The sequence below is a fragment of the Shewanella sp. SM71 genome (assembly GCF_025653905.1).
GTDB classification, from domain to species: Bacteria; Pseudomonadota; Gammaproteobacteria; order Enterobacterales; family Shewanellaceae; genus Shewanella; species Shewanella oncorhynchi.
In genome coordinates this window covers 157,153-179,491 of the sequence record NZ_JAKKRW010000006.1, presented here as the reverse complement: position 1 = coordinate 179,491, position 22,339 = coordinate 157,153, and the positions used below count along the sequence as shown (strand labels likewise).

General features: G+C 45.3%; 19 protein-coding genes and 1 riboswitch. Of the genes, 6 read left to right on the top strand and 13 right to left on the bottom strand.

The annotated features are described in order from the left end of the window. Positions 1-8: 8 nt before the first annotated feature. Positions 9-896 carry a glucose-1-phosphate thymidylyltransferase RfbA gene (gene rfbA / locus L5L97_RS08000; RefSeq protein WP_263181614.1) on the top strand — a complete coding sequence of 296 codons (888 nt, stop codon included), beginning with the start codon at positions 9-11 and terminating at the stop codon, positions 894-896. Then, positions 886-1,425: a dTDP-4-dehydrorhamnose 3,5-epimerase gene (gene rfbC, locus L5L97_RS07995; RefSeq protein ID WP_263181613.1), complete on the top strand. Its 540-nt coding sequence runs from the start codon at positions 886-888 to the stop codon at positions 1,423-1,425. The genes rfbA and rfbC overlap by 11 nt, the downstream gene beginning before the upstream one ends. 150 nt (positions 1,426-1,575) lie before the next feature. Here the strand turns inward: rfbC and L5L97_RS07990 are convergent, their stop codons facing one another. From L5L97_RS07990 to panB, 6 genes are all read right to left on the bottom strand, one after another. Beyond that, entirely contained in the window at positions 1,576-3,942 is a 2,367-nt protein-coding gene (locus tag L5L97_RS07990; protein WP_263181612.1) for a YjbH domain-containing protein, read from the bottom strand. Then, positions 3,942-4,727, bottom strand: a complete 786-nt coding sequence (locus tag L5L97_RS07985) for a capsule biosynthesis GfcC family protein (protein WP_263181611.1) — start codon at positions 4,725-4,727, stop codon at positions 3,942-3,944. The genes L5L97_RS07990 and L5L97_RS07985 overlap by 1 nt, the downstream gene beginning before the upstream one ends. Before the next feature lie 10 nt (positions 4,728-4,737). After that, the gene (locus tag L5L97_RS07980; protein ID WP_263181610.1) at positions 4,738-5,445 is read right to left on the bottom strand and encodes a YjbF family lipoprotein; all 708 of its coding nucleotides are present in this window, start codon (positions 5,443-5,445) and stop codon (positions 4,738-4,740) included. 143 nt (positions 5,446-5,588) lie between these two features. Next, complete coding sequence (locus L5L97_RS07975) at positions 5,589-5,837, bottom strand: hypothetical protein (protein WP_028761135.1); 249 nt, start codon at positions 5,835-5,837, stop codon at positions 5,589-5,591. Between the two features lie 194 nt (positions 5,838-6,031). Beyond that, positions 6,032-7,156, bottom strand: coding sequence for a patatin-like phospholipase family protein (locus L5L97_RS07970; RefSeq protein ID WP_131523125.1), 1,125 nt, complete (start codon positions 7,154-7,156; stop codon positions 6,032-6,034). Positions 7,157-7,292: 136 nt separating this feature from the next. Next, positions 7,293-8,135 carry a 3-methyl-2-oxobutanoate hydroxymethyltransferase gene (panB, locus tag L5L97_RS07965; RefSeq protein WP_263181609.1) on the bottom strand — a complete coding sequence of 281 codons (843 nt, stop codon included), beginning with the start codon at positions 8,133-8,135 and terminating at the stop codon, positions 7,293-7,295. Between the two features lie 188 nt (positions 8,136-8,323). Between panB and L5L97_RS07960 the strand changes: the two genes are divergently transcribed. After that, positions 8,324-9,268 (top strand): helix-turn-helix transcriptional regulator, encoded by a 945-nt coding sequence (locus tag L5L97_RS07960; RefSeq protein ID WP_317629527.1) that lies wholly within the window; start codon positions 8,324-8,326, stop codon positions 9,266-9,268. A gap of 83 nt (positions 9,269-9,351) precedes the next feature. Here the strand turns inward: L5L97_RS07960 and L5L97_RS07955 are convergent, their stop codons facing one another. The 7 genes from L5L97_RS07955 to L5L97_RS07925 all read right to left on the bottom strand — a co-directional run bounded on the left by L5L97_RS07955 (position 9,352) and on the right by L5L97_RS07925 (position 18,363). Next, positions 9,352-11,067, bottom strand: coding sequence for a proline--tRNA ligase (locus L5L97_RS07955; RefSeq protein WP_219253356.1), 1,716 nt, complete (start codon positions 11,065-11,067; stop codon positions 9,352-9,354). Positions 11,068-11,301: 234 nt separating this feature from the next. Next, entirely contained in the window at positions 11,302-11,931 is a 630-nt protein-coding gene (locus tag L5L97_RS07950; protein WP_131523129.1) for an acyltransferase, read from the bottom strand. Continuing rightward, positions 11,932-12,666: a tRNA (N6-threonylcarbamoyladenosine(37)-N6)-methyltransferase TrmO gene (gene tsaA, locus L5L97_RS07945; protein WP_168824367.1), complete on the bottom strand. Its 735-nt coding sequence runs from the start codon at positions 12,664-12,666 to the stop codon at positions 11,932-11,934. It abuts the gene before it with no gap. A 193-nt stretch (positions 12,667-12,859) separates the two neighbouring features. Beyond that, positions 12,860-13,240: an Rcs stress response system protein RcsF gene (rcsF, locus tag L5L97_RS07940; protein ID WP_105252035.1), complete on the bottom strand. Its 381-nt coding sequence runs from the start codon at positions 13,238-13,240 to the stop codon at positions 12,860-12,862. Between the two features lie 78 nt (positions 13,241-13,318). Further along, positions 13,319-14,665, bottom strand: coding sequence for an amidohydrolase family protein (locus L5L97_RS07935; RefSeq protein WP_263181608.1), 1,347 nt, complete (start codon positions 14,663-14,665; stop codon positions 13,319-13,321). Further along, entirely contained in the window at positions 14,665-17,754 is a 3,090-nt protein-coding gene (locus L5L97_RS07930; protein ID WP_263181607.1) for an amidohydrolase family protein, read from the bottom strand. Before L5L97_RS07930 ends, L5L97_RS07935 begins: the two co-directional genes overlap by 1 nt. Positions 17,755-17,970: 216 nt before the next feature. Further along, positions 17,971-18,363 (bottom strand): H-NS family nucleoid-associated regulatory protein, encoded by a 393-nt coding sequence (locus L5L97_RS07925; RefSeq protein WP_028761125.1) that lies wholly within the window; start codon positions 18,361-18,363, stop codon positions 17,971-17,973. A gap of 310 nt (positions 18,364-18,673) precedes the next feature. Here L5L97_RS07925 and L5L97_RS07920 point away from each other — a divergent pair, with 310 nt between their 5' ends. The 3 genes from L5L97_RS07920 (at position 18,674) to L5L97_RS07910 (ending at position 22,290) form a co-directional block, all read left to right on the top strand. Beyond that, complete coding sequence (locus L5L97_RS07920; RefSeq protein WP_263181606.1) at positions 18,674-19,423, top strand: electron transfer flavoprotein subunit beta/FixA family protein; 750 nt, start codon at positions 18,674-18,676, stop codon at positions 19,421-19,423. Next, positions 19,424-20,350, top strand: coding sequence for an electron transfer flavoprotein subunit alpha/FixB family protein (locus tag L5L97_RS07915; RefSeq protein WP_028761123.1), 927 nt, complete (start codon positions 19,424-19,426; stop codon positions 20,348-20,350). A gap of 95 nt (positions 20,351-20,445) precedes the next feature. Then, a riboswitch (Lysine riboswitch) is annotated at positions 20,446-20,642 on the top strand. Between the two features lie 79 nt (positions 20,643-20,721). Next, positions 20,722-22,290 (top strand): Na+/H+ antiporter NhaC family protein, encoded by a 1,569-nt coding sequence (locus L5L97_RS07910; RefSeq protein WP_263163498.1) that lies wholly within the window; start codon positions 20,722-20,724, stop codon positions 22,288-22,290. The last annotated feature ends 49 nt before the right edge of the window (positions 22,291-22,339 follow it).

Here is a 22,339-nt window from a genome sequence, read left to right as displayed (position 1 = left end):
ATATTTCAATGAGAAAAGGCATTTTACTGGCGGGCGGTACTGGCTCGCGTCTTTATCCTATGACGCAGGTTGTCTGTAAGCAATTACTGCCCATTTATGATAAACCAATGATTTATTACCCACTTGTCACCCTGATGCAGGCTGATATACGGCATATCTTGATCATTTGTACTCCCCACGATTTACCACTATTCCATGCATTACTTGGTGATGGCAGTCATTGGGGGCTTAAGCTGCAATATGCCGAACAAGCCTCTCCGAAGGGGTTGGCTGAAGCACTCATTATCGCCGAGCCATTTTTAGCGGGTGATGCCTGTGCGCTTATTCTTGGGGATAACCTATTCTATGGTCAGCACTTAACGGTAAATTTGCAACATGCTTGGCAAGACCAATCTGGGGCGACCGTTTTTGGTTACCATGTGGCGAACCCTAACGCTTATGGTGTCGTTGAGTTCGATGACACAGGTAAAGTGCTTTCTATCGAAGAGAAACCTCTGCAGCCTCGTTCACGTTACGCTATGCCTGGCTTGTACTTTTTTGACGGCAGAGCTGCAACATTTGCAAAAACGGTTTTACCTTCGGCAAGGGGCGAGTTAGAGATTGTCGATGTTATCACTCGTTACTTAGCTTTGGGAGAGTTACAGGTCGATATTCTAGGGCGTGGGACGGCTTGGTTAGATACTGGTACGCCTGATGCCATGGCCGAGGCGACACAATTTGTTGCTGCCATTGAGAAACGACAAGGGCTAAAAATCAATTGTCCTGAAGAGATTGCATTTCGCTGCGGTTGGATCAATGAGCAGCAGTTAGCGCAATTGGCTCAGCCTTTACTCAAGAGTGGCTATGGTGAGTATTTGCTCGGTTTACTCGATAAGCAGGTATTTGATGAAATGTAATGAAACTGAATTAGCCGAAGTATTGGTGTTTGAACCTCAAGTATTTGGTGATGAGCGTGGTTTTTTTAAGGAAACGTTCAGGCAATCCTATTTTGATGCTTGTTTTACTGCAAGAGGACTTGAGCCTCCCGTATTTGTGCAGGAAAACCAGAGTCGTTCGCAACACAATGTTCTGCGAGGCTTGCATTTCCAACGGCGAAAACCGCAGGGTAAATTGGTGCGGGTCTGTGCTGGGAGCATTTTTGATGTTGCCGTCGATATACGGGCTGACTCGGCCACCTATGGAAAATGGGTTGGGCGAGTGCTATCGGCAGAGAATCATCTGCAAATGTGGATCCCACCTGGCTTTGCGCACGGTTTTTATGTTCTTAGTGATTATGCTGATGTTATTTATCAATGTACCCAATATTATGATCCTGAAGATGAAAGCGTTTTAGCTTGGAACAGTGCTGAGTTTGCCATTGATTGGCCATTAATTGCCGCACCGATTTTATCCACCAGAGATAGCCTCGCCAGTACACCTTCATAAAGCTAATCACTACTTGTATTAAATAAATGGCCAATAGAGTCGTGAGCTAATTTGGCAGTGCAGATTTTACTATTGTAAGTTAGCCCTAATGGCAGAAAACAAAACGGGCAAGAATTATCTTGCCCGTTTTGAGGTTTAGCTGCGTACTAACTAATTAATGGGGTCTACACTGGGTCTGGTATACCAAGGTGACCGCGCATCAGTCATATCAAATAAATTGTATTTACGACCAAGCATTTGGCCACCGTCACGGGTCAACGGCATCCAAGAGAGGAAGCCACGGCTTTGAGTCGGTCTAATTGTCATTAAATCGAATGGGATCGAAATATAGAATCCCTTGGTAAAGCTACCTTCACCGTATTCTTCTGCTGACAAGTTAGTCTTAGTCGCAAATGCACCGACGATAACGCCACTATCAAACTGTTTTGAGAAATCGACCGTTATGCCTTTGTCCTCGGTAAGATATTGGCCTGCACTGACTTTTAGCAAGGTATTCGGGAACCACTTTGGCTGGTAATAAGCGGTCGCATGTCCTGTCACTACGCCTGTCTGCACTCGATAGGCGCGATTGGTCAGTGGGTCAAACTGATTTTCATCCTCGAAGAAACCAAACATGCTGTCAGGATCTCTTTGTTTCGCATAGTTAACATCAAAACCGAATGCCCATTCACTGTTTAGCGGTCGATAAAGGAATTCGGTACCTACTCCGCCATACATCATCTCTAAATAACCACCATAGGCTTGATAGGAGATGTTATCGCTCAGATTATCCATCCAAGTTAGCTGTAAGTTAGTCGCTCTGACCGTTGAGTCATGGACATATTGACGAATAAGCGTTCTTACGCGTTTTAAGTCGGTACCATCAGGTGGAACATCGTACAAAAATTTATCGTAGTTATCATAGAGATTCAAATAAAGTGATCCCGAAAGTTCCAAGCGATCATTAAATCGATACGCTGCACTGCCAGTAACACCTATGTTGAACATATAGAAACCTTCTGAACCACCGAAGGATTGCACCATAGTGGGGGCAATATCAAAACTTAATTTATCCAACCAATCCTCATGGGATTGGGTTACTAATGTTCCTTGAGGCGACCTTGGTACACTGATTTCTGTGCTATCCGCCATATCTGCATTGATATAACCATAGGTAGCTACTTGAGCGAATTTATCAGCGTCGATATGTGTCTCTGTTATCGGCTGCTTATAACGGGTTTCAATAAGACGATATTCAGTAATTATCTGCTTGTTCGTGTTATTTGCCAGTATCGTCGCCGCTCTATGGTGGGCTTCTTTACGGTCCATATACTTTACTTGATCTGCAACCACGGTCACGATGTGATTATCAAGATAGATTTTTGGATTGTCGTAACCAGCGATAGTACTAAGCTCAGTCGCTACTCTGTCCCAATCAGTTTGGCTGGGCATTTCAGCGTTGATAGTCGTGTTTGTAACCGGTTCTGACTTTGATGACTCAGTTGTTACTAATGGCTGAGTTGTTACCGTTGGAATAGCCGTATCGGTAGAGGATTGTGCTGTTTCTTCTGTACCTTCATGCGTTACTCTTTTACCCGACATAGGTACTGCTGCTATAGGTTTATATTTCTCTGCAGGAGTATCACGTTTAATTTGTCGTAAGTCATTGAAGTTAGTTTGCAGGCTAACACCTAACGTCCAAGTATTACCACGCTCATAGCTTAGGTGGAAATCACTCCAGCTCGTTGCACGGTAGAGTAAGCCATAGTTAAACTTACTGTCTTGTGGCATATCGACGCCACCGAAAGTGACTGGGAAATCTGCAAGATAATCATTGCCATCATATTCTACTTTTACTCGTAAAGGTTCCCACGGCGTTTGATATTCAATACCGCCATATAATGCAGCACAGCCTTTAAACCAACGTTGATAGTCGACAGTTCCGCCTTTTCCTCCATATGATGTATCTCGATCACAATTGTCATTAAGATCTTTTTTATCTGAAGTCAGGTTACCGCTATTTCCTATATAGCCCCAGCCTATCCCTAAGGTAAAGTCGACTGGACCAACACGTTTAGTAGCCGCAATAAATTCGCCATCAAATAAGCCTGTACCACCAAAATCTCTTATACCAATAGAAGTTTCTGGTAACCAGTAACTTTCTTCCACTAGACGGACTTTAAAGTCGATACCTTTATCAGTGTACTTGGTGTTACCGCTGAAACTCGGATCGTTACTGTAGAGTAGATCTTGTACTTGGGTATAACGAACCGTAGTTTCAAACCAAGGGAATAATTGCACTGAAGCTGAAAAATGCTGGTATTCAGAGTTATAAGTTGTTGCAAAATTAAACTCACCTTCAGGAGCCATACGTCCTGTAGGCATTTGCATTAATCCTACACCACCAAAGTCCGATTGTGAGGCTAAGAGTGGAGGATAGCTAAATTCATCGGCTTGGATATGGAATAAAGGGAAAAGAGCCAGAGCAATAGCTGAAAGGTTACTTAACGTAAGATTAGAATGGGTAGCGTTATTCATTACAGAGCCCGATTCCTTAATAATTCAATAATATTGGCGTTCAATGTGCTGTAGTCTTCAACTAAGTCTGAAAATTCAACATAAAGCACGGCTCCTGGAGCAATATCTTGCGCTTGAGCATTCCAATAGGCTATTGGTTGTTTTAGTGCTTTACCATCTGGTTGAACTATCCATACGAAGCTATTATCAGCGTTTTCTAATGGAATCGCTTTCGCTAAATAGTCTTTACTATTCTTATTGACTTGCCATTCAAAACTTCCCGCTTTAGCTACCGCACCCATGACAAGTACTGTCGTAGGTCTCTGAGGTAAGATAAGTTCGAAACGGCCATCAATTAGAGGGTTGTATGAGTCATTTATCCTAATTAGATCAGGATGTAATGGCTGCATTACGCGCTGTCCAAGCTTGATTTGTCGTAAAAACTGCGCAAATTTTGCAAGCTTTGCTGTATAGATACTGTCATCTGCAGCTTGACCCATTTGTGCTAGTTGAGACAGGGTTTCTTTGCGCTTAGCTTCTAAAGCGGCAGTGTTTTGGATATCGAGTAGTGCTGCACCCAACCAATAAATAGGGGTTATCTCTTTATGATTGTTTTTATTATATATTTGAAGTTGTTGTAAGCCGTCCAGTACTACTTTATCAAGACGAATCGATGTTGGATAAAGTAATTCAACTTGTGCATCTTGGTTTGACGACGTTGTAACTAACAATTGGGTTTCAGCCTGAGCTACTGTCGCTAAAACAGAACTGAGCAGTAGCGCTAAGGGCATTAAATAGGATCTCATTGGGACTCCACTAAGACGCAAATGGCTTGAGTAATGTAATTTCGATAAAAGGCTGATTAGGGGCAATTTTTTGACGACTCTTAATCACATGACCTGTTTCTGGTGTGAGCCAAAATTCATTTTGATACTGAATATTGAGATTATCTACCGAAACTGATTCAAGGTAATGTAGCGCTTGGGTTGGAGTATCGTTGATGAGAATGTTTTCTTTAGCAATAAAACTAAAATGTGAATTTACGCGGTAGCCAAAGTGATATCCGGGTTGCCAATCAATCGTTCGAGTCCATGTTTTGGGAGTGCTATCTAAATGTAAGCCTAAGAGTATAGGATCTGGCTCATTGCTTTCTACTGCAATTAAATCACCTGTTAATAGGTTGCTCGTCCTAACCAATCGTCCATTTATTGTTACTAACATGGCTTTATCTGCAGAGAGCCATTTTAACTCTGTTATTGCAGGAGTCAGTGGCAGCGTTAAGGTGAACTTAGGCTCTGCAAGTGCAAGTACAATGAACGCTTGAGGTATACCATCGATTCGAGCATAGATACTGGCATAGGGGATATTATTAACTTGCTGTTCCGACAATTGAGTATCTTTGTCACCGATAAAGGCTAACTTCAAAGTATCGTTAAGTGCGCTGATTCTTTGGCTACAAGCGGTTGTGTTTACTAACACAATCGAGATTGTCAGTAGTGACAGTAATTTTTTATATATACGCATCCGAGTTGCTTATTCTCAATTAGGATTAAATAGCGAATTTAAAGAGGTATCAGACAGATTTCAAGTTATGAAATTAACTTTGTAAACACTCAAAAAAAACAACCGCCCATAAGGCGGCTGTTTAGAAGCATACTAACAATAGCTTAGTTACCAGTGCCTGTAGTTGTACCTGTGCCAGTACCTGTGTTGGTAATTGGGTTACCATCAGAACTGTTAGAGATAACAACTGCGCCAGCAATTGCAGCAGCAGCAGCTACGCTACCAGCAACGATAACACCAGTACTAGTGCTTGCAGCAGTACCAGTACCGGCAGCTTCGCCTTCAACTGCATTTGCAGCCATAGAGCTGAATGCTGTCATTGCAACGATAAGTGCTAGTGAAGTTTTTTTCATCGTGATTCCCTTTTTGAAAAAATGTGCATGATTTTTTGATAATCTAGTACAGCATAGTAAGCGATGCAAACAAAATTATCAATGTTAAATCCATCTTCTTGCTCATGCGAAAGTTTGAATTTCGGCACTAATATTCAAGCTATATCTATCCATTTGGCATGATTTTTAGTGAAGAAACTGATTAAGTCGTTAGCTTATTTTAAACAAAAGAAATCTTTAAGTTCATCGATTTGTTCCATGGCATCTTTATAGCCTAAGTCGATTAAAGCGCTGGTATACGTTTTTTCGAAGAGTAGGTAGGACACAATACTTGAGTCTGATTGCCTGTCTATGCCGATGAAGCCGAGTAAGGTTTTGACGGCCCATGGCATGTCATCATAGAAGCGGGCAGCAATTTTGCTGAGATCTTCGCTAGGTTTGATGACTAGGGCCTTAATCGGATGCAAGGCGAGTTTGTTACGGCTTGACTCAGGAATCAGGCTTAAAGTGTTATTGATCCTTTCTAGTCTCTCAAGGTCGCTATTTAAGGTATCTGAAAAGATGGTATCGAGCAGATGACCCGCTATGGTCGCCGTTTTTGGGTGATATTCTAGTTCCATAGGAAAGTGCTTGTGCGGGCTCTCTAAGTTAATAACTAAGAGTTTTTCTGCGCCTAAATGAATAGGGCTTGAGAGCGGTGCTAGCTGATGGACTGAACCATCGCCATAATAGGCTTGGTTGAGTTTAATGGATGGAAATACCATAGGGATTGCCGAACTGGCGAGTAGGTGCTCGGTATTGAGCATGATACGTTCGCCACTGCGACGGGCACGGGTCCAGTTTTCGATTTCTTTCGCGGCTTGGAAAAAGGTCACTGAGCGAGAGTTATTATAACAAGAGGCATCCACACTCAGCGCTGTCAGTGAGCCATTACGGATATTACGGTCTATACGTTTAAAGTCGATGAGCTCATTGAGTAAGCCTCTTAGCGGATCATTATCGAGCAGACTGCCTGCATCGGTATTGACCTTATCATCTTGCATGCCTTTGAGGGCCATTTTCGTTAGATGGCTGAGAACACCTGTGATCGAAGCTCGGTAGACTTTTCGAGTTTCAAAGTGACGCCAAACCCATTCGAGTTTTCTGACGCCAAGGTGAAAGCAAGAGGCATGGGTCGCGATAGCGGTGCCATTGATGGCACCCGCAGAGGTTCCGCAAATAATTTTAAAGGGAATACCATGATTGCGTGGATAAAGCTGGACCAGTGCTTTTAACACGCCGACTTGGTAGGCCGCCCTAGCGCCGCCACCGCCTAAGACTAATGCAGTTGATGTAGGCAATCTTCAGGCTCAATTTATTGTTTTAATAGTTTTATTAAAGCAACGCCCCCCTATAAAAAGCAAGTCGGTAGACTCAATTAGTTGTAAATTTCGATTTATCGTTTATTCGATTGCTGGAACATTTCGCTTTAGACAATTAATCCGCAGTAACCTTGGTCGTTTTACTGAGGCCAAAGCAATGCTCCGATGTTGGAAATTCACCCGTTCTCACTTCTTGGGCATATTGGGCGCAGGCCTTAGTGATCAATGGTCCTAAGTCGATATAGCGTTTAGCAAATTTAGGCGTGTAGTCAGAAAATAAGCCTAAGATATCCTCAGTCACGAGCACTTGACCATCGCAGGCGGGTGAGGCACCAATGCCTATAACTGGGATTGAGACTCCTGCCGTCACTGTGCGCGCCGCGAGCTCGGATGTGCCTTCAATCAGTATGCTAAAAGCGCCTGCTTGCTCAAAGTCTTTCGCTAAACTAACGAGGGCTTCGATGGCGGCAGCATCCCTTGCTTGGGTTTTAAATCCACCCAATTGATTCACGTGTTGCGGCATTAATCCTATGTGTGGCATTACAGGGATCCCTCGCTGGGTTAAAAAACGAGTGGTGTCGAGCATCTCTGCGCCACCCTCGAGTTTTACCGCCTGCGCGCCTGTGCGTATTAATACTTGGCTGGCATGTCTGAAGGCTTGCTGAGGCGATTCTTGATAACTCCCAAAGGGCATATCGATAATAACGCAGGCATGTGCTGCGCCGCGACTGACAGCAAGACCATGATTAATCATCATTTCTAAGGTAACCCCGAGTGTAGAGTCTTGCCCATAAACCACCATGCCGACGGAGTCGCCGACGATAATCATATCTACATGGGGATCGATAATTTCTGCCATCGGTTTTTCATAGGCGGTGAGAGCAACTATGGGGGTTTTACCTTTCATTTTTTGTAATGTAACGGGCGTTACGCGGTTTTTATCCATGTGGATACTCATGTCATCTCCAATTAATTCAGCCTGATATGACATGTTAGCGTTTGCTGCTTTGGCTTGGGCTCGATAGATTGACTTAATATCTAGATATAAAGACACTTCTACAAATATAAAGTACTTTTATATGAAGAGGCGCTTCTATTCGGAAGAGGCTCGATAATATGAAAAGAAGCTTCGATATAAAAATCACTTTGGGCGATAACACCTTGAATCAAGTCACTGACACGCATTTATCCCAGCAGCATATTACTCAGCACACGCAGGTCGCACCTTCACGTTTAGCCGCCGCAGGGCTAAGTGCCTCCATCATGTTGCTTAAGCGAACACTCAAGCCGTTTGAACATGTGCAGCGCCATCGTCATTCTTGGGGACAGGTCATTTATGCCAATCAAGGTGTGCTGAGTGTGATCACGCCTGCTGGGCGTTACATTGTGCCGCCTGAGCAAGCGGTGTGGGTGCCTCCCTTTGTCGATCATGAGGTTATCGCGCTAGGTCAGGTGCAATTGAGTAGTCTGTATTTGGATGAAACCCGGATAGGCGGGTTTCCACCCGACTGTACTTGTTTGAGTGTGAAGCCTGTTTTGCAGTTATTACTGCAAGAGGCTAATGCCTTAGTGAAGAGTGAGGCTGGGCTGATTGATCCCGATTTTAAGGATAGCGTCATGCGGCTCTTGATGGTGATCCGTGACTTTATGGTGCTCGCCCCTAAGGTCGCCTTGGATTTACCTTATCCTAAGGATAAAAAATTACTGCGCATTACCGAGGCTTTGCTTGCCGATCCAAGCGAACAGCGCACTTTGGTTGATTGGCAGCGGGAGGTCGGTGCCTCGGCCCGCACGTTAGCGAGATTATTTAAACAGCAAACAGGGCTGAGTTATAGCCAATGGTTGCAAAGGCTTAGATTGCAGGTGGCGATTCAAATGCTCAGCCGAGGTGAATCTGTACTCACTACTGCGTTATCCTTAGGTTATGCCTCGGGTTCAGCCTTTGGTTATATGTTTAGGCAGTTGATGGGCGTCGCTCCGAGTCAGTACCAGTTAGCGCAAAATACCTTGCCAAAAATACAGTGCCCAAAATACAGCAGTAAACAGCCGCATATAAAAGTCATGTCACGAGTGAGCGACGACAGTCAATAAAAGTCCAATAAAAAACGCACTTAAGCTGGGCTCAAGTGCGTTTCGTTTTTGATCTTCAGCTTGTCTACATTTCGCGTTGAGGTTTAGCCTTTAACTGCGTTTTTCAGGAAGTCGAGCAGTTGATCGAATGGAATATCTTGTTTTTCACCGGTGCGGCGGTTTTTGTATTCAAATACGCCGGCATCGATATTGCGATCGCCGATCACCACTGTATGTGGGATACCAATCAGTTCCATATCGGCGAACATCACGCCTGGACGCTCTTTACGATCATCCAATAACACTTCGATACCCGCTTCGTTTAAGTCTTTGTATAACTGCTCGGCGATATCGGTGACGCGGTGCGACTTGTGCATGTTCATTGGCAGAATGCCCACGCTAAATGGTGCAATTGCTTCTGGCCAAATGATGCCACGGTCATCGAAGTTTTGTTCGATGGCTGCTGCCACGATACGGCTCACGCCGACACCGTAACAACCCATTAGTAGCACCTGTGACTTGCCATTTTCGTCAAGTACAGTCGCGTTCATCGATTTAGAATAGTTAGTGCCCAGTTGGAAAATATGGCCCACTTCGATACCGCGTGCCATAGCATAAGTGCCTGAACCATCAGGTGTTGGCTCGCCTTCGACTACGTTACGGATGTCGGCAACTTGCGCTGTCGGCAGATCGCGTTCCCAGTTGATACCAAAATAATGTTTATCATCAACGTTAGCACCGGCGGCAAAATCGCTCATTACGCTAACGCTGTGATCGATAACGATAGGGATTTTAAGACCGATAGGGCCAAGTGAACCTGGACCTGCGCCAATGGCGTCACGGATCAGCGCTTCTGGCGCCATTTCCAATGGTGATGCGACTAAGTCTAACTTGTCAGCCTTGACTTCGTTGAGTTCATGGTCGCCACGAACAATCAGCGCCACTAAAGGCGTCGCTTCTGTCGCACCCATTACGATTAAGGTTTTGACCGTTTTAGTGATATCCAAACCAAACTGCTCAACTAATTCCGCAATGGTCTTTGCATTTGGGGTATCGACTAAACGCAATGCTTCAGTGGCTGCGCCGCGTGGTTCAGTTGGCATAGGTGATTCGGCTTTCTCAATGTTAGCGGCATAATCGCTGCCCGTTGAGTAAGCAATTAAATCTTCACCGCTTTGTGCTAGAACATGGAACTCGTGTGACATGCTGCCACCGATTGAACCCGTATCAGCTAAAACTGGGCGGAAAGCTAAACCCATGCGCGATAGAATGTTGCTATAGGCTGTGTACATAGCCTCATAGGTTTCATTCATGGTATCGACGTCAAGGTGGAAAGAGTAGGCGTCTTTCATCAAGAATTCACGTGAGCGCATCATGCCAAAACGTGGGCGAACTTCGTCACGGAATTTGGTTTGAATTTGGTAAAGATTCAGCGGTAATTGCTTATATGAGCTGACTTCTTTACGAATGAGATCTGTGATCACTTCTTCGTGGGTTGGCCCCAGTACGAAGTCGCGATTGTGACGATCTTTAAAGCGTAACAGCTCGGGACCAAACTTTTCCCAACGACCCGTTTCTACCCACAAGTCTGCCGGTTGCACCATAGGCATTAGAATTTCAATTGCACCGGCTTTGTTCATTTCTTCACGAACAATGGCTTCGACTTTACGCAATACGCGTAAGCCCGTGGGGAGGTAGCTGTAAAGGCCCGACGCATTACGACGGATCATGCCCGCACGTAACATTAATTGATGACTAATGACTTCTGCGTTGGCAGGAGTTTCTTTCTGTGTTGATAGCAGGTACTTGCTGACGCGCATTACCGATGTCCAAATTTGAGTTGAATGGTCGCCATTTTATCACCTGCTTTGGTGATGTCACCTAGGGATTTAGGTTAAATTCAACTAGCTGGGAGATAAATAGCATTTTTTGATGCTGGATAACGGATAACGGATAACGGATAACGGATAACGGATAACGGATAACGAAAGGAAGAGCGCTGTGCTGTTAGAGCGTGACTTCGTCACTGCTAGTATCAAGATTATCCTTACTGCTTACTTATCCCGTCTATCACCAATCACTTTGGCGGGGTTGCCAGCCACTATCGCCCAGTCGGGTACATCTTTCGTCACTATGCTGCCCATACCCACCACAGCGTGATCGCCAATGGTCACACCATCGACTATGCCTGCCTGAGCGCCAATCCACACATCTTGGCCAATAACAATGCCTTTGGAGTTGGCAGCTTGTTGATATATGGGGGTATCTGGCGCCATGCCATGGTTGAAGGCGTAAATAGTGACATTATTGGCGATGCGGGTTTGATTGCCTATCTGAATCCCGACCCTGCCGCCATCGAAGGAGCAGCCATGATTAATCGCCACTTCGTCCCCTAGCGTGATAGGCCCATGCAAAAAACACTCGGCGGCGATCATGCAGCGATTACCCATGCGGATATCACGATTGGGTTCGGCAAATAACTGCGCCTCGGGGGCGATAAAGCATTGCTCGCCGATGTTGATGGTTTCGAGGGCACAAAGTTTTGCTTGAATATCGTCTTGCCAAGGTTTAGCCCAGATTAAATGTTTCTCTTTTAAAGAAAAATACAGCCACGGCATCCAAGAGAGCCGCTTTTTATGCTGGCTTTGATAATCAGGTTTTGATGCAGGCGTTGGCGCAGACATTTAGCCACATTTCCCCGGTTTGAGTTCCAGTACCAAGATGTATTCTTGGTCATTATCATCGACTGCCATTTGCCAAAACACATCTAAATCATAGAGGGCGACTTGGTATAACTTAGGATCGTCCTTGGCTTTTTTGTAGGCGGGGCGCGGATCTTGGCCCAGCACACCGCGGATAAGCAGAGCTAAATCTGTGTAGGTTTCCTGCAGGGTGTAACGCTCAATCTGCGTCTTGGCATGGTCAGAATACACCACTGAAATCAGTTTAGGCGCGTCTTGGGCAATGCCGCCTACAGCATCGGTAATCGAATCTGAGAAAGGAATGTATGGCTTAATATCAATTATCGGTGTGCCATCGAGCAGATCCATACCGGAAATTTCGAGGCACACTTTGCCCTTGCGCTGCACTACGCCGTGCAATTTCACTACAGACTGACCTATACCATTGGGGCGAAAAGTGGAGCGAGTGGCGAACACGCCGAGTTTTTCATTGCCGCCTAAACGCGGCGGGCGCACTGTGGTTTTCCAACCTTGGGCAAGATTCTCATGGAAGCAAAACAGTAACCAGAGATGTGAATATTGCTCTATGCCACGTACCGCATCGATATGATTCACATGGGGCTCGAGCTCGACATAACCACGCGCTTCAACAAGTCCGGGTTGTCTTGGAATGCCAAATTTTTGTTTATAGGGTGTGCGGCATGTTGCCACTGCGATAATTTGGTTGGTAAATGTCATGCAAAAAATTACCTAAAAAGATAAATATAACAACCGCCTAAGCTCATCATTCTAAGCTAATCATTAAGGCCCATCTTTGTGTGCTAATAATGCAGCGTTGGTCATGAAGCGTTAGCCATTAAGCGGTTGATAGGGGCAATCTTAGAACACTATAGGATCACGCCGCGAGCAGTATGCTTAATATGCGTGAGGCTTACTCTGTTGTAGCCGTTTTTACTGCTTGACCAACGCATAATGCGCGGCTGATACAACCTTGGGCAGCTTCTTCAAATATGACACATTGCTTGATGATAATGCCGTTAGCCCCTTTATCTGCCGCATTGCGACGGGCTTCGGTTCTGGCATCGGCAAGCGACGCGGGCGCACCGTTGGTATCGGCCTGACAGGACTCACCTTCGACCAATCCTTTTAATTCATAATGACCTTTCGGCAAGGTATCACCTTCATAAAGGATGACATCGGATGCCTTGAAATAGTCATTAATCGCCTCACTGTCCAAATTACTGTTAAAACTGTAGTCGCTTGCACAGGCACTGAGCAGGAGCACTAATGCACTTGAGAGGATAATTTTCATGGTTTGACCTGAGGTTGAGGAGAAAACTGCGCAGCCTTGGTAGGCTGCGCCGATGCGATATTATTATCTGAGCAAATTCTACCGCTTAAGGTACTTTTGATAAAGCTGCTGATGGCGATTATTCAGATCTATCTGCCGTCCTTCAATCCAGATTGCCTCAATTTTATTGGTCATAGGGTCGAGAATGTCCCCTTCGGACAGCACGACACTGCCTTGGTATCCCACCGCTATCGCACCTAAATCCTCCACACCTAACAGTTTTGCGGCATCTAAGGTGATGGACTTAAGTGCTTGTTCAGGCGTTAAACCATAGGCGGCGCTGTAGCCTGCGGCGTAGGGGAGGTTACGGCTATTCCAGTCCGATGAGAACCCAAGGGCGAAGGGAATACCTGCATTAGCGAGTAAAGATGGGATCTTAAAGGGTAAATCGACTGGCTCATCTTTACGTTTAGGGAGACTCAAGGTATGAGGGTAAATGACCCCAGCTTTAACTTCCCTTAGGCTTGAGTCCAAACGCCATGCATCGTATCCGCCGACAATCACCAGTTTGAATTGGTATTTTTTCGTCAAGGCGATCACTTGCTCAATTTGGCCAACACTGTCGGCATGGGCAAACAGTGTCGCTTTGCCTTGGTATAGCGGTAACATGGCCTGCCAGCGTAGGTTGTTGGTCGCGGACTGTGGATCTTCATCCTGGTTTTTGTCTTTGCCGTTGGCCTTATCACTTAAGAAATAGCGATAGCCATCTTCAAAGGCGATATTGAGCTTGTCGATTGCCTGCTGATTTTTCTCGATGGCCTTGGCTTTCTCTTTTTCATCTTCTGGCATGCGTTTGATTTGCGGCCAATAGACATGGAATTGCCCAGCACTTGGGGTCAGCGCATCCTCAATCGTCCACGCATCAAGATTCACCAGTACCGATTGCCCAGCAATACCATCGCCGCTCGGGACGATTTGCGCGTGGGTAATACCGTTGAAACGTATGGTCGGGATGAGCTCAGAATCTGGATTGTAAGCCGTCGCTGTGCTGATTTGCGGGTTGATATAACCCACCTCGGCGTTATCAACCGTGGGGCGGCTCATTTCAATTTCGACTAAGCCTAAACTGGTATCGAGGGCGATTAAGCCCGGATACAAGTGTTTACCGCTGGCATCGACGACTTGAGTGTCACTGGTTTCTGCGGTTGCACTGTTGATTTGGCTGGTGAGTTGAGCTCCAACGGCCGTGATCTTGCCATTTTCAATCAAGACATCAGTGTTGCTGAGCACGCCTTGACTGACTGTGTGCACTGTGGCGTTTTTAATCAGTACGCTGCGGATTTGTTTAGGTGTAGGCACGATATCGCTGGCCATCGCTGGGGCCAGCGTGGTGCAAATCGCGCCCAGTATCGCCACAAACAAAACGGGTTTAGATGAATGTTTCATTATTTGGCTCCCTCATGAGTGTGGCCCCATGCCTGATAGTGGGTGTCGCAGTGCCACTGTGGCTCGTTAAGTGGCGTGACTTTTTCACCCGCTTTAGCTTGGTCATCACTGCTGAGAATTTTTTGGATCAGTGCGGCGCGCTCGTTGACTACAGCGAGCTGGGCAACTTGGTCTTGGTCGCGGTCAAAATAGCGTTTTCCTTCAACCCATGCCTGTGTCACTTTGGCGTAAATCGACAGTGGCTCTGCGTTCCACAACACGACATCGGCCATTTTTCCTGGAGTAAGTGAACCCACAAATTCATCGACTCTTAATTGCTTGGCCGGATTAATAGTGACCATGTTCCAAGCATCTTCCTTCGACATATTGCAATACATCATAGACTTAGCCGCTTCTTGGTTGAGTCTGCGCTGCATTTCATAGTCGTCTGAGTTTATGCTGGTGGTCACACCTTTGTTTTGCATCAAACATGCATTTTGTGGAATCGCGTCGTACACCTCAAACTTATAGGCCCACCAATCGGCAAACGTCGAAGCGCCAGCGCCATGGGCGGCCAGTTCACTCGCCACTTTGTAACCTTCGAGCACATGGGTAAAGGTTTGTACTTTAAAGTGATAGGCCTCGGCCAAGCGGATAAACATCAGGATTTCTGACTGTACATAGGAATGAATATGTACGTCGCGTTGCTGGTTTAATACTTCGGCGACCGCCTGCAGACGATAACTTGGACGCGGGGCGACGGTTTTCTTTTTATCGCTGGAGCGCAGATTATCATAGGTTTTTAACGCCTTTTCATAGGCGATAGCAGCGTCGAAGGTTTCTTCAAATAATGCTTTTACTCCCATGCGAGTCTGGGGGAAGCGCTGAACAAATTTCTCACCCCAGTTACTCTGTTTGACGTTTTCACCTAAAGCAAATTTGATACTGGCGGGCGCGTTAACAAATTTGAGTTGTTCGGCTGGCTCGCCCCATTTCATTTTGATCAGTTGTGATTGGCCACCGATAGGGTTGGCGCTACCGTGGAGTAATTGCGCGCTGGTGACGCCGCCCGCTAAGGCGCGATAGATTGAAATATCGTCGGGATTAATAATATCGCCAATGCGTACTTCAGAGGTAACTGCGTCTGTTCCTTCGTTAGTACCGCCATTAATGGCGATATGCGAGTGTTCATCGACTATGCCGGCGGTGAGGTGTTTACCTGTTGCATCGAGGACTTGATAACCTGATGGTGTACTTAATTGTTGGCCAATTTTTTCGATGCGGCCATTGGCCATCAAGAGATCAGCATGTTCGAGAATGCCTTGCTTATCCGATGTCCACAGGGTGGCATTTTTGATGTGCAGCTTCTCCACCTTAGGTGCTTCGCTCAGTCCGTAAGCAACGTTAGGGAAGGTGAGGTGACTCACTAGGCTCGTGTTGGCTTCATTCTTGGGAGCATGATTGCTTGCTTGGTCTGCTTTTTTGAGCTTTGCAGTTTGAGTCATAGCGACACCGGCAACATTTGTAGTGCGACTTTTTGCATCGACCATACGACCTTGAATGCCGTCATCGGCCATCCACAGCGTAAAGCGGCTAAGGCCATTAATGCCTGCGGCGCTCAAATCGGCAGTAAAGCTCAATCTCCCGTTATCATCTAACTTAAGTTGAGTGAGTAAGATACTTTGTTCGCCACTGCTTAAATTGCCTTGGATGTTGGGTTTATCACTTTTACTTTCATCATGTAGCGATAAATCTAGCGTGAGGTTATTGAGGCTTAATTGGTAATCTCCCAGTAATCGTGCTTGGGGAAGTGAGCGCAGACTTTGCTCCTGACCTTGCAACCAAACACTGTAGATCTGGCCATCTTTAAAGATATTGCCTTTAGTGATAACAAAGTCAGCCATATAACCGGGCGCGAGTTTACCGGTAAAGTCGGCGGTGCCTGTCATCTCTGCGGCTTGGGTGGTGAGTGCCGCGAGAGCGTTTTCTTCACTTAAACCTTGGGCAATGGCTTGGCGTAGGCGCGGCCAGAAGGCATCGGTCTTAATCCCAAACTGCGTTAACGCAAAGGGGATTCCTGCGTTAGCTACCGCCGCAGGGTTGGTTGGTGCACGTTCCCACTGTCTTAAATCCGCCAGTGATACTTCACGATCAGCGTCATCTGTGCCGACATCGGGCGCCTGCGGATAGTTTAAAGGCAAGATCAACGGATAGTTCAGCGCCTTTAACTCATTGATGCGTGAGTATTCTTGACCATTACCAAGTAGGTTGGCTGGCAGTTTATGTTCTTTGAGTAAATGGGCTGCACGTAATTGGTCGTTGAGATTTTTGGTTTCAAAGATAATTTGCTTATCGGCTAAATTATCTAAACGCTCAAAGGCGATATTAAATTCGACTTGATTGTTTATTGCGCCATTGGCAGGTTTGTTTTTATTTTGGTTATACCAATTTGCATCGGCAAAGGTTTGCCTAATAAGTGCAATGCTGCCCATTAATGATGAGGGATAATCTTGTTCAGACGAACCTTTATCGAATGCCATAAAAGGTTGACTGCGGGCGCGATAAATCACTTCATTAGCCGTTTTGTCCGCTAATGAAAGGCTGACACCCGTCCCACGGAAGATACCGTCGAGTTTGCTACTTTGCACACTGGTGAAACCATTATTAATCCACTCTTTTGCGCGTTCTTTATTGGGGTAAACGTAATTAAACCATTCTTTTTCAGAATGAATTGCACCATTTTCCGCATTACCACCGATACGCTTTATATCATAGACGGGGCGAGTGAGCTTAAGTTTGGGATATTCGAATTCAATCCCATAATCGGTAAAAGGATCGATAAATCCGGGATAAATTGTATAACCACTCAAATCGATTCTAAATGCGCCAGCGGGAATGTCGTTGTGCTCAATAATGGCTTTAATTCGATTATTTTCAATTAATAAAGTGGCATCGCTTAAACGTTTTCCCGGTGCAATAATTAATTCAGCATGGGTAAATGCAGTGAGTTTACTGGATGTTGTTCCAGTATTGAGCTGGGCAAATGTTGTTTGTGATACTAAGCTAGCGATTATGCTGCAGCTTATCATTATCTTATTGTTTATCTGCATTATTTTATTCAATCGAGTGAGGGTGAACAAAGAGTAACTGAAAGCAGATGTAAATACTAAGGCTGAATTGTAACGTAATTTGAGTGGGAGTGAGGTGCGGAATTAACGGCTGTCGTTTAAGTTTGAAATGATTGATGGATATAAAAAAGCTCGCAACTAATGCGAGCTTTTATGCAAACTTGTGTTGGCAAATTAGCGCCATCACACTTGGCTGGATTAGATTAAGAAATCTTCCATAGAACGACCTTTGTTGATCTCGTTCTTAAATACGGTAGGCATACGGCCTTGGCCAGTCCATTGAACCATTTCACCGTCAACTTCAATTTGGTATTTGGCTGGACGAGGAGCGCGTTTCTTCGCAGCAGCTTTAACAGCTACGCCACCTAAGTCATCAATTGATAAACCAACGGCTTCCATTTGTTGACGGATTTCTTCAATCTTAGCATTACGAGCTGCCATGGCTTGTTCTTCTTCCTCAGCCATAGACTCGCGTTCTACTAAAATTTTATCTAATTTGTCGGCTAAATCACGTAACTCTTCAACGCTAAGTTCTTTTACTGCAGCTTTAAAACGACGGCCGTGAGTTAATATCTCTAAAAATTCGCTCATATCTATTTTCGTCCCACTCTATTTTTAATACAGGATAATGGTGAACAACACCTAAATGATAGAAACTAATATAGCTCGAATCAAATAAAATTATGCGTTTTAAGGAAATTAAATATTATTTATTTTTTGAACTTTTCTTATTCCCTCAAATAAGTGTCCAAAAAAGTGGCCGTTGCAGCGGATTAAAAAATACAAACAGGCGTTTGACTTTGGTTGACGTTAACGTTAACAGGACGTAAAGTTGCTCTATCCTGCATTGGTATTAACCAATGTTTTGTCCATGTACATGAAAGTGTAGGAAGGAAACCCTATGAAAGTATTGGTGCCCGTTAAGCGCGTTGTTGATGCCAATGTGAAGGTCAGGGTCAAAGCTGACAATACAAGTGTTGACACTGCAAACCTAAAAATGGCGTTGAACCCTTTTTGTGAAATCGCAGTAGAAGAAGCGGTTCGTTTAAAAGAAGCGGGTAGCGCTACTGAAGTGGTTGTTGTCAGTATTGGTAATAAAACCGTGCAAGAACAACTGCGTACCGCGCTTGCATTAGGCGCAGATCGTGCGATTCATATCGATACTGAAGAAGAGCTCGTGCCATTGTCTATCGCCAAATTGCTCAAAGCGGTACAAGACAAAGAACAAGCAGAGCTGGTGATTTTTGGTAAGCAATCCATCGATGGTGATAATAACCAAACTGGCCAAATGTTTGCCGCGTTAATGGATATGCCACAGGCGACCTTTGCTTCAGAAATCAAATTAGAAGCGAATACATTACAAGTCACCCGTGAAATTGACGGCGGCATGCAAACTCTCAAACTGCCTTTACCTGCTGTCGTGACTGCCGATCTACGTTTGAACGAACCCCGTTACGCTTCATTGCCTAACATAATGAAAGCCAAGCGTAAGCCATTAGAAGTATTTACTGTGGCAGACTTAGGCGTGACGTTAAAGAGTCACCAAACGATTGTGAAGGTCACTCCGCCAGCTGAACGTAAAGCGGGCATCATGGTAGCGTCGGTAGCTGAGCTAGTTGAAAAGTTAAAAAATGAAGCGAAGGTGATCTAAATGGCCATTTTAGTATTAGCTGAACATGATAATGCTGCACTGAAACTCGATACGGCAAAAATTGTTACCGCCGCCCGCGCCATAGGCGATGAAGTACATGTCTTGGTTGCGGGTCACCAATGTGGCGCGGTTGTCCAAGCGGCGCAGGCACTACAAGGCGTTAGCCAAGTACTCGTTGCCGATGCCAGCGTGTATGAAGCGCATTTAGCGGAAAATTTTGCCAAATTGCTGGTGGACTTAGCGCCAAACTATGGTCACATTCTGGCCTCGGCTTCAAGTTTAGGTAAGGACACGCTTCCGCGCGTTGCGGCATTATTAGATGTCGCGCAAATCTCAGAAGTTATTACCGTCGTCAATGCCGATACCTTTGTGCGCCCTGTGTATGCGGGTAACGCCTTAGCGACAGTGCAAAGCCATGATGCCATTAAAGTGATGACAGTGCGCGCCAGTGCGTTTGACGCTGCGCCAGAAGGTAACAGTGCGGCTGTGACGACACTTGATAAAGTGTTTGAAGCGAGAACTCAGTTTGTTTCTCAATCGCTGACAGTTTCTGCCCGTCCAGAGTTAGGCAATGCTGGCATTATCGTATCTGGCGGCCGAGGCATGGGCAGTGGTGAAAACTTCGGCATGTTAGAGCAACTTGCTGACAAGCTCGGTGCAGCAGTTGGCGCATCACGCGCCGCAGTTGACGCAGGTTTTGTGCCTAACGATTTACAAGTGGGTCAAACCGGTAAAATCGTTGCGCCAAACTTGTATATTGCCGTCGGTATTTCTGGCGCGATTCAGCATTTAGCCGGCATGAAAGACGCTAAAGTCATCGTTGCAATCAACAAAGATCCTGAAGCGCCGATTTTTCAAGTTGCCGATTATGGACTCGTTGCAGATCTGTTTGAGGCGGTTCCTGAGCTGATTACAAGTCTCAGTTGATTTTATCTGTGATCTAGGTCACATTAAGTGGCTTTGCGGTAGCATCTGCTAAGCCGCTTATGTTTTTATGTGCCTCACGCCCGTGCAAGGGCGTTCTTAGAAGTAGAGGCGCGCCAAATATTAGTAGTGATCAGTAGGGTGATTCCGTTGATCGATTGCGAAAGGATTTGGTGCCGAAGTGGTTCGATTTATCACGATCAACTGCTGGGGTTGTACCTAATAGGTGCAGCACTGCCATAGTATTTTCCGATATGGATATTGGGAATAGTTACTATGGAGCGCTACTGATAGGACAGGTGACCTTGGGTATCTATTGCCTTTTCCCACCAGTTCAGTCGCCCTCCATTCGTATTTAACGAAGATAATAATCAATGACTGTTATGAATTATGCCGATTCGGCACTTTCCTTGTTGCCGCCTGCGGTGGCTATCGTGTTGGCGATCTTGACTCGCCGTGTACTGCTTTCTTTGGGGTTAGGTATTTTAATTGGTGCTTTATTGCTCAATCAATTTTCACCTTTAGCAACGGGTGAGTTTGTATTTAATGGCGTTAAAGGGCTTTTTTGGACTGATAAAGGTCTAAATTCGTGGAACTTATATATTCTCGGTTTCTTAATTGTACTGGGAATGATTACAGCGTTAATTACCGTAAGTGGCAGCGCGCGGGCTTTTGCCGATTGGGCTCGTTTACATATACGTAATAAACGTGATGCTAAACTATTGACCATGTTTTTAGGTTGCGTAGTTTTTATTGATGATTATTTCAATAGTTTAGTTGTTGGTTCGGTCGCTCGACCTGTTACCGATCGTTATTATGTTTCCCGTGCTAAGTTAGCTTATTTATTAGATTCTACTGCCGCGCCTGTGTGCGTTATTTCTCCAGTTTCGAGCTGGGGCGCTTATATTATCGCACTCATTGGCGGGATATTAACTGCCCATGGTTTTGCTGATACGGGTCATTTGAGTATTTTTATTCAAATGATCCCGATGAACTTTTACGCAATCTTCTCCTTGTTATTATTACTTTTTGTTGTCTTTATGGGATTAGATGTTGGGCCAATGCGTGAGCATGAGCTCAATGCCCAACGTGGTAATTTATACGATGAGTCTAAAGGATTACCGCCTGGGGCGAACGCGGATTTACCTGAAGCCGAAACCGGTAAGATTTTAGGTCTATTTCTGCCGATTACCGTGTTGGTATTTGCAACCCTCTATTTTATGATTAACAGTGGCGCTCAAGTACTCGCGGCGGAAGGGATTGAATTTAATATTATTTCTGCTTTTGAGAAAACCGATGTCAGTTCATCGCTTTTCTTTGGTGCATTAATTGGTCTAGCGGTTTCGCTGATATTGAATTTAGTGCAAGGCGTTGAGAAATTGATGATAGTCAAAGGTATAGTGCAGGGCGCTCGCTCTATGCTGCCAGCGATTTATATCCTGTTATTTGCTTGGACAATCGCAGGTGTGATTGGTCAACTCGAAACCGGTAAGTTTATGGCGAGTTTAGCAACAGGAAATATTCCGTTCGCGTTTTTACCCGCCTTAATGTTTGTGCTAGCAGGTATTACCGCGTTCTCAACTGGTACTAGCTGGGGTACGTTCGGGATCATGTTGCCGATTGCTGCTGATATGGCGATGGGAAGCCACACTGGCATGATGTTGCCTATGCTTGCCTCTGTGCTGGCGGGGGCTGTATTTGGCGATCACTGCTCGCCAATTTCCGACACGACTATCTTGTCGTCTACGGGCGCCAGTTGCCACCACATCGACCATGTGGTAACTCAGCTACCTTATGCACTTATTGCGGCGTTTATTAGCTTAGTGGGTTATGTGGCACTTGGATTTACCGAGTCTGTTGTCGCGGGTTTAGTGGCTTGTAGTGTGGCATTTGTGATCAGTATTATCGTACTTAAAATCAAATCTAAAGGCACAATTAGCTAGACGTTAATTGAAACCTTTCACTGCAAACGTTCACGACAAATAAGTCAAA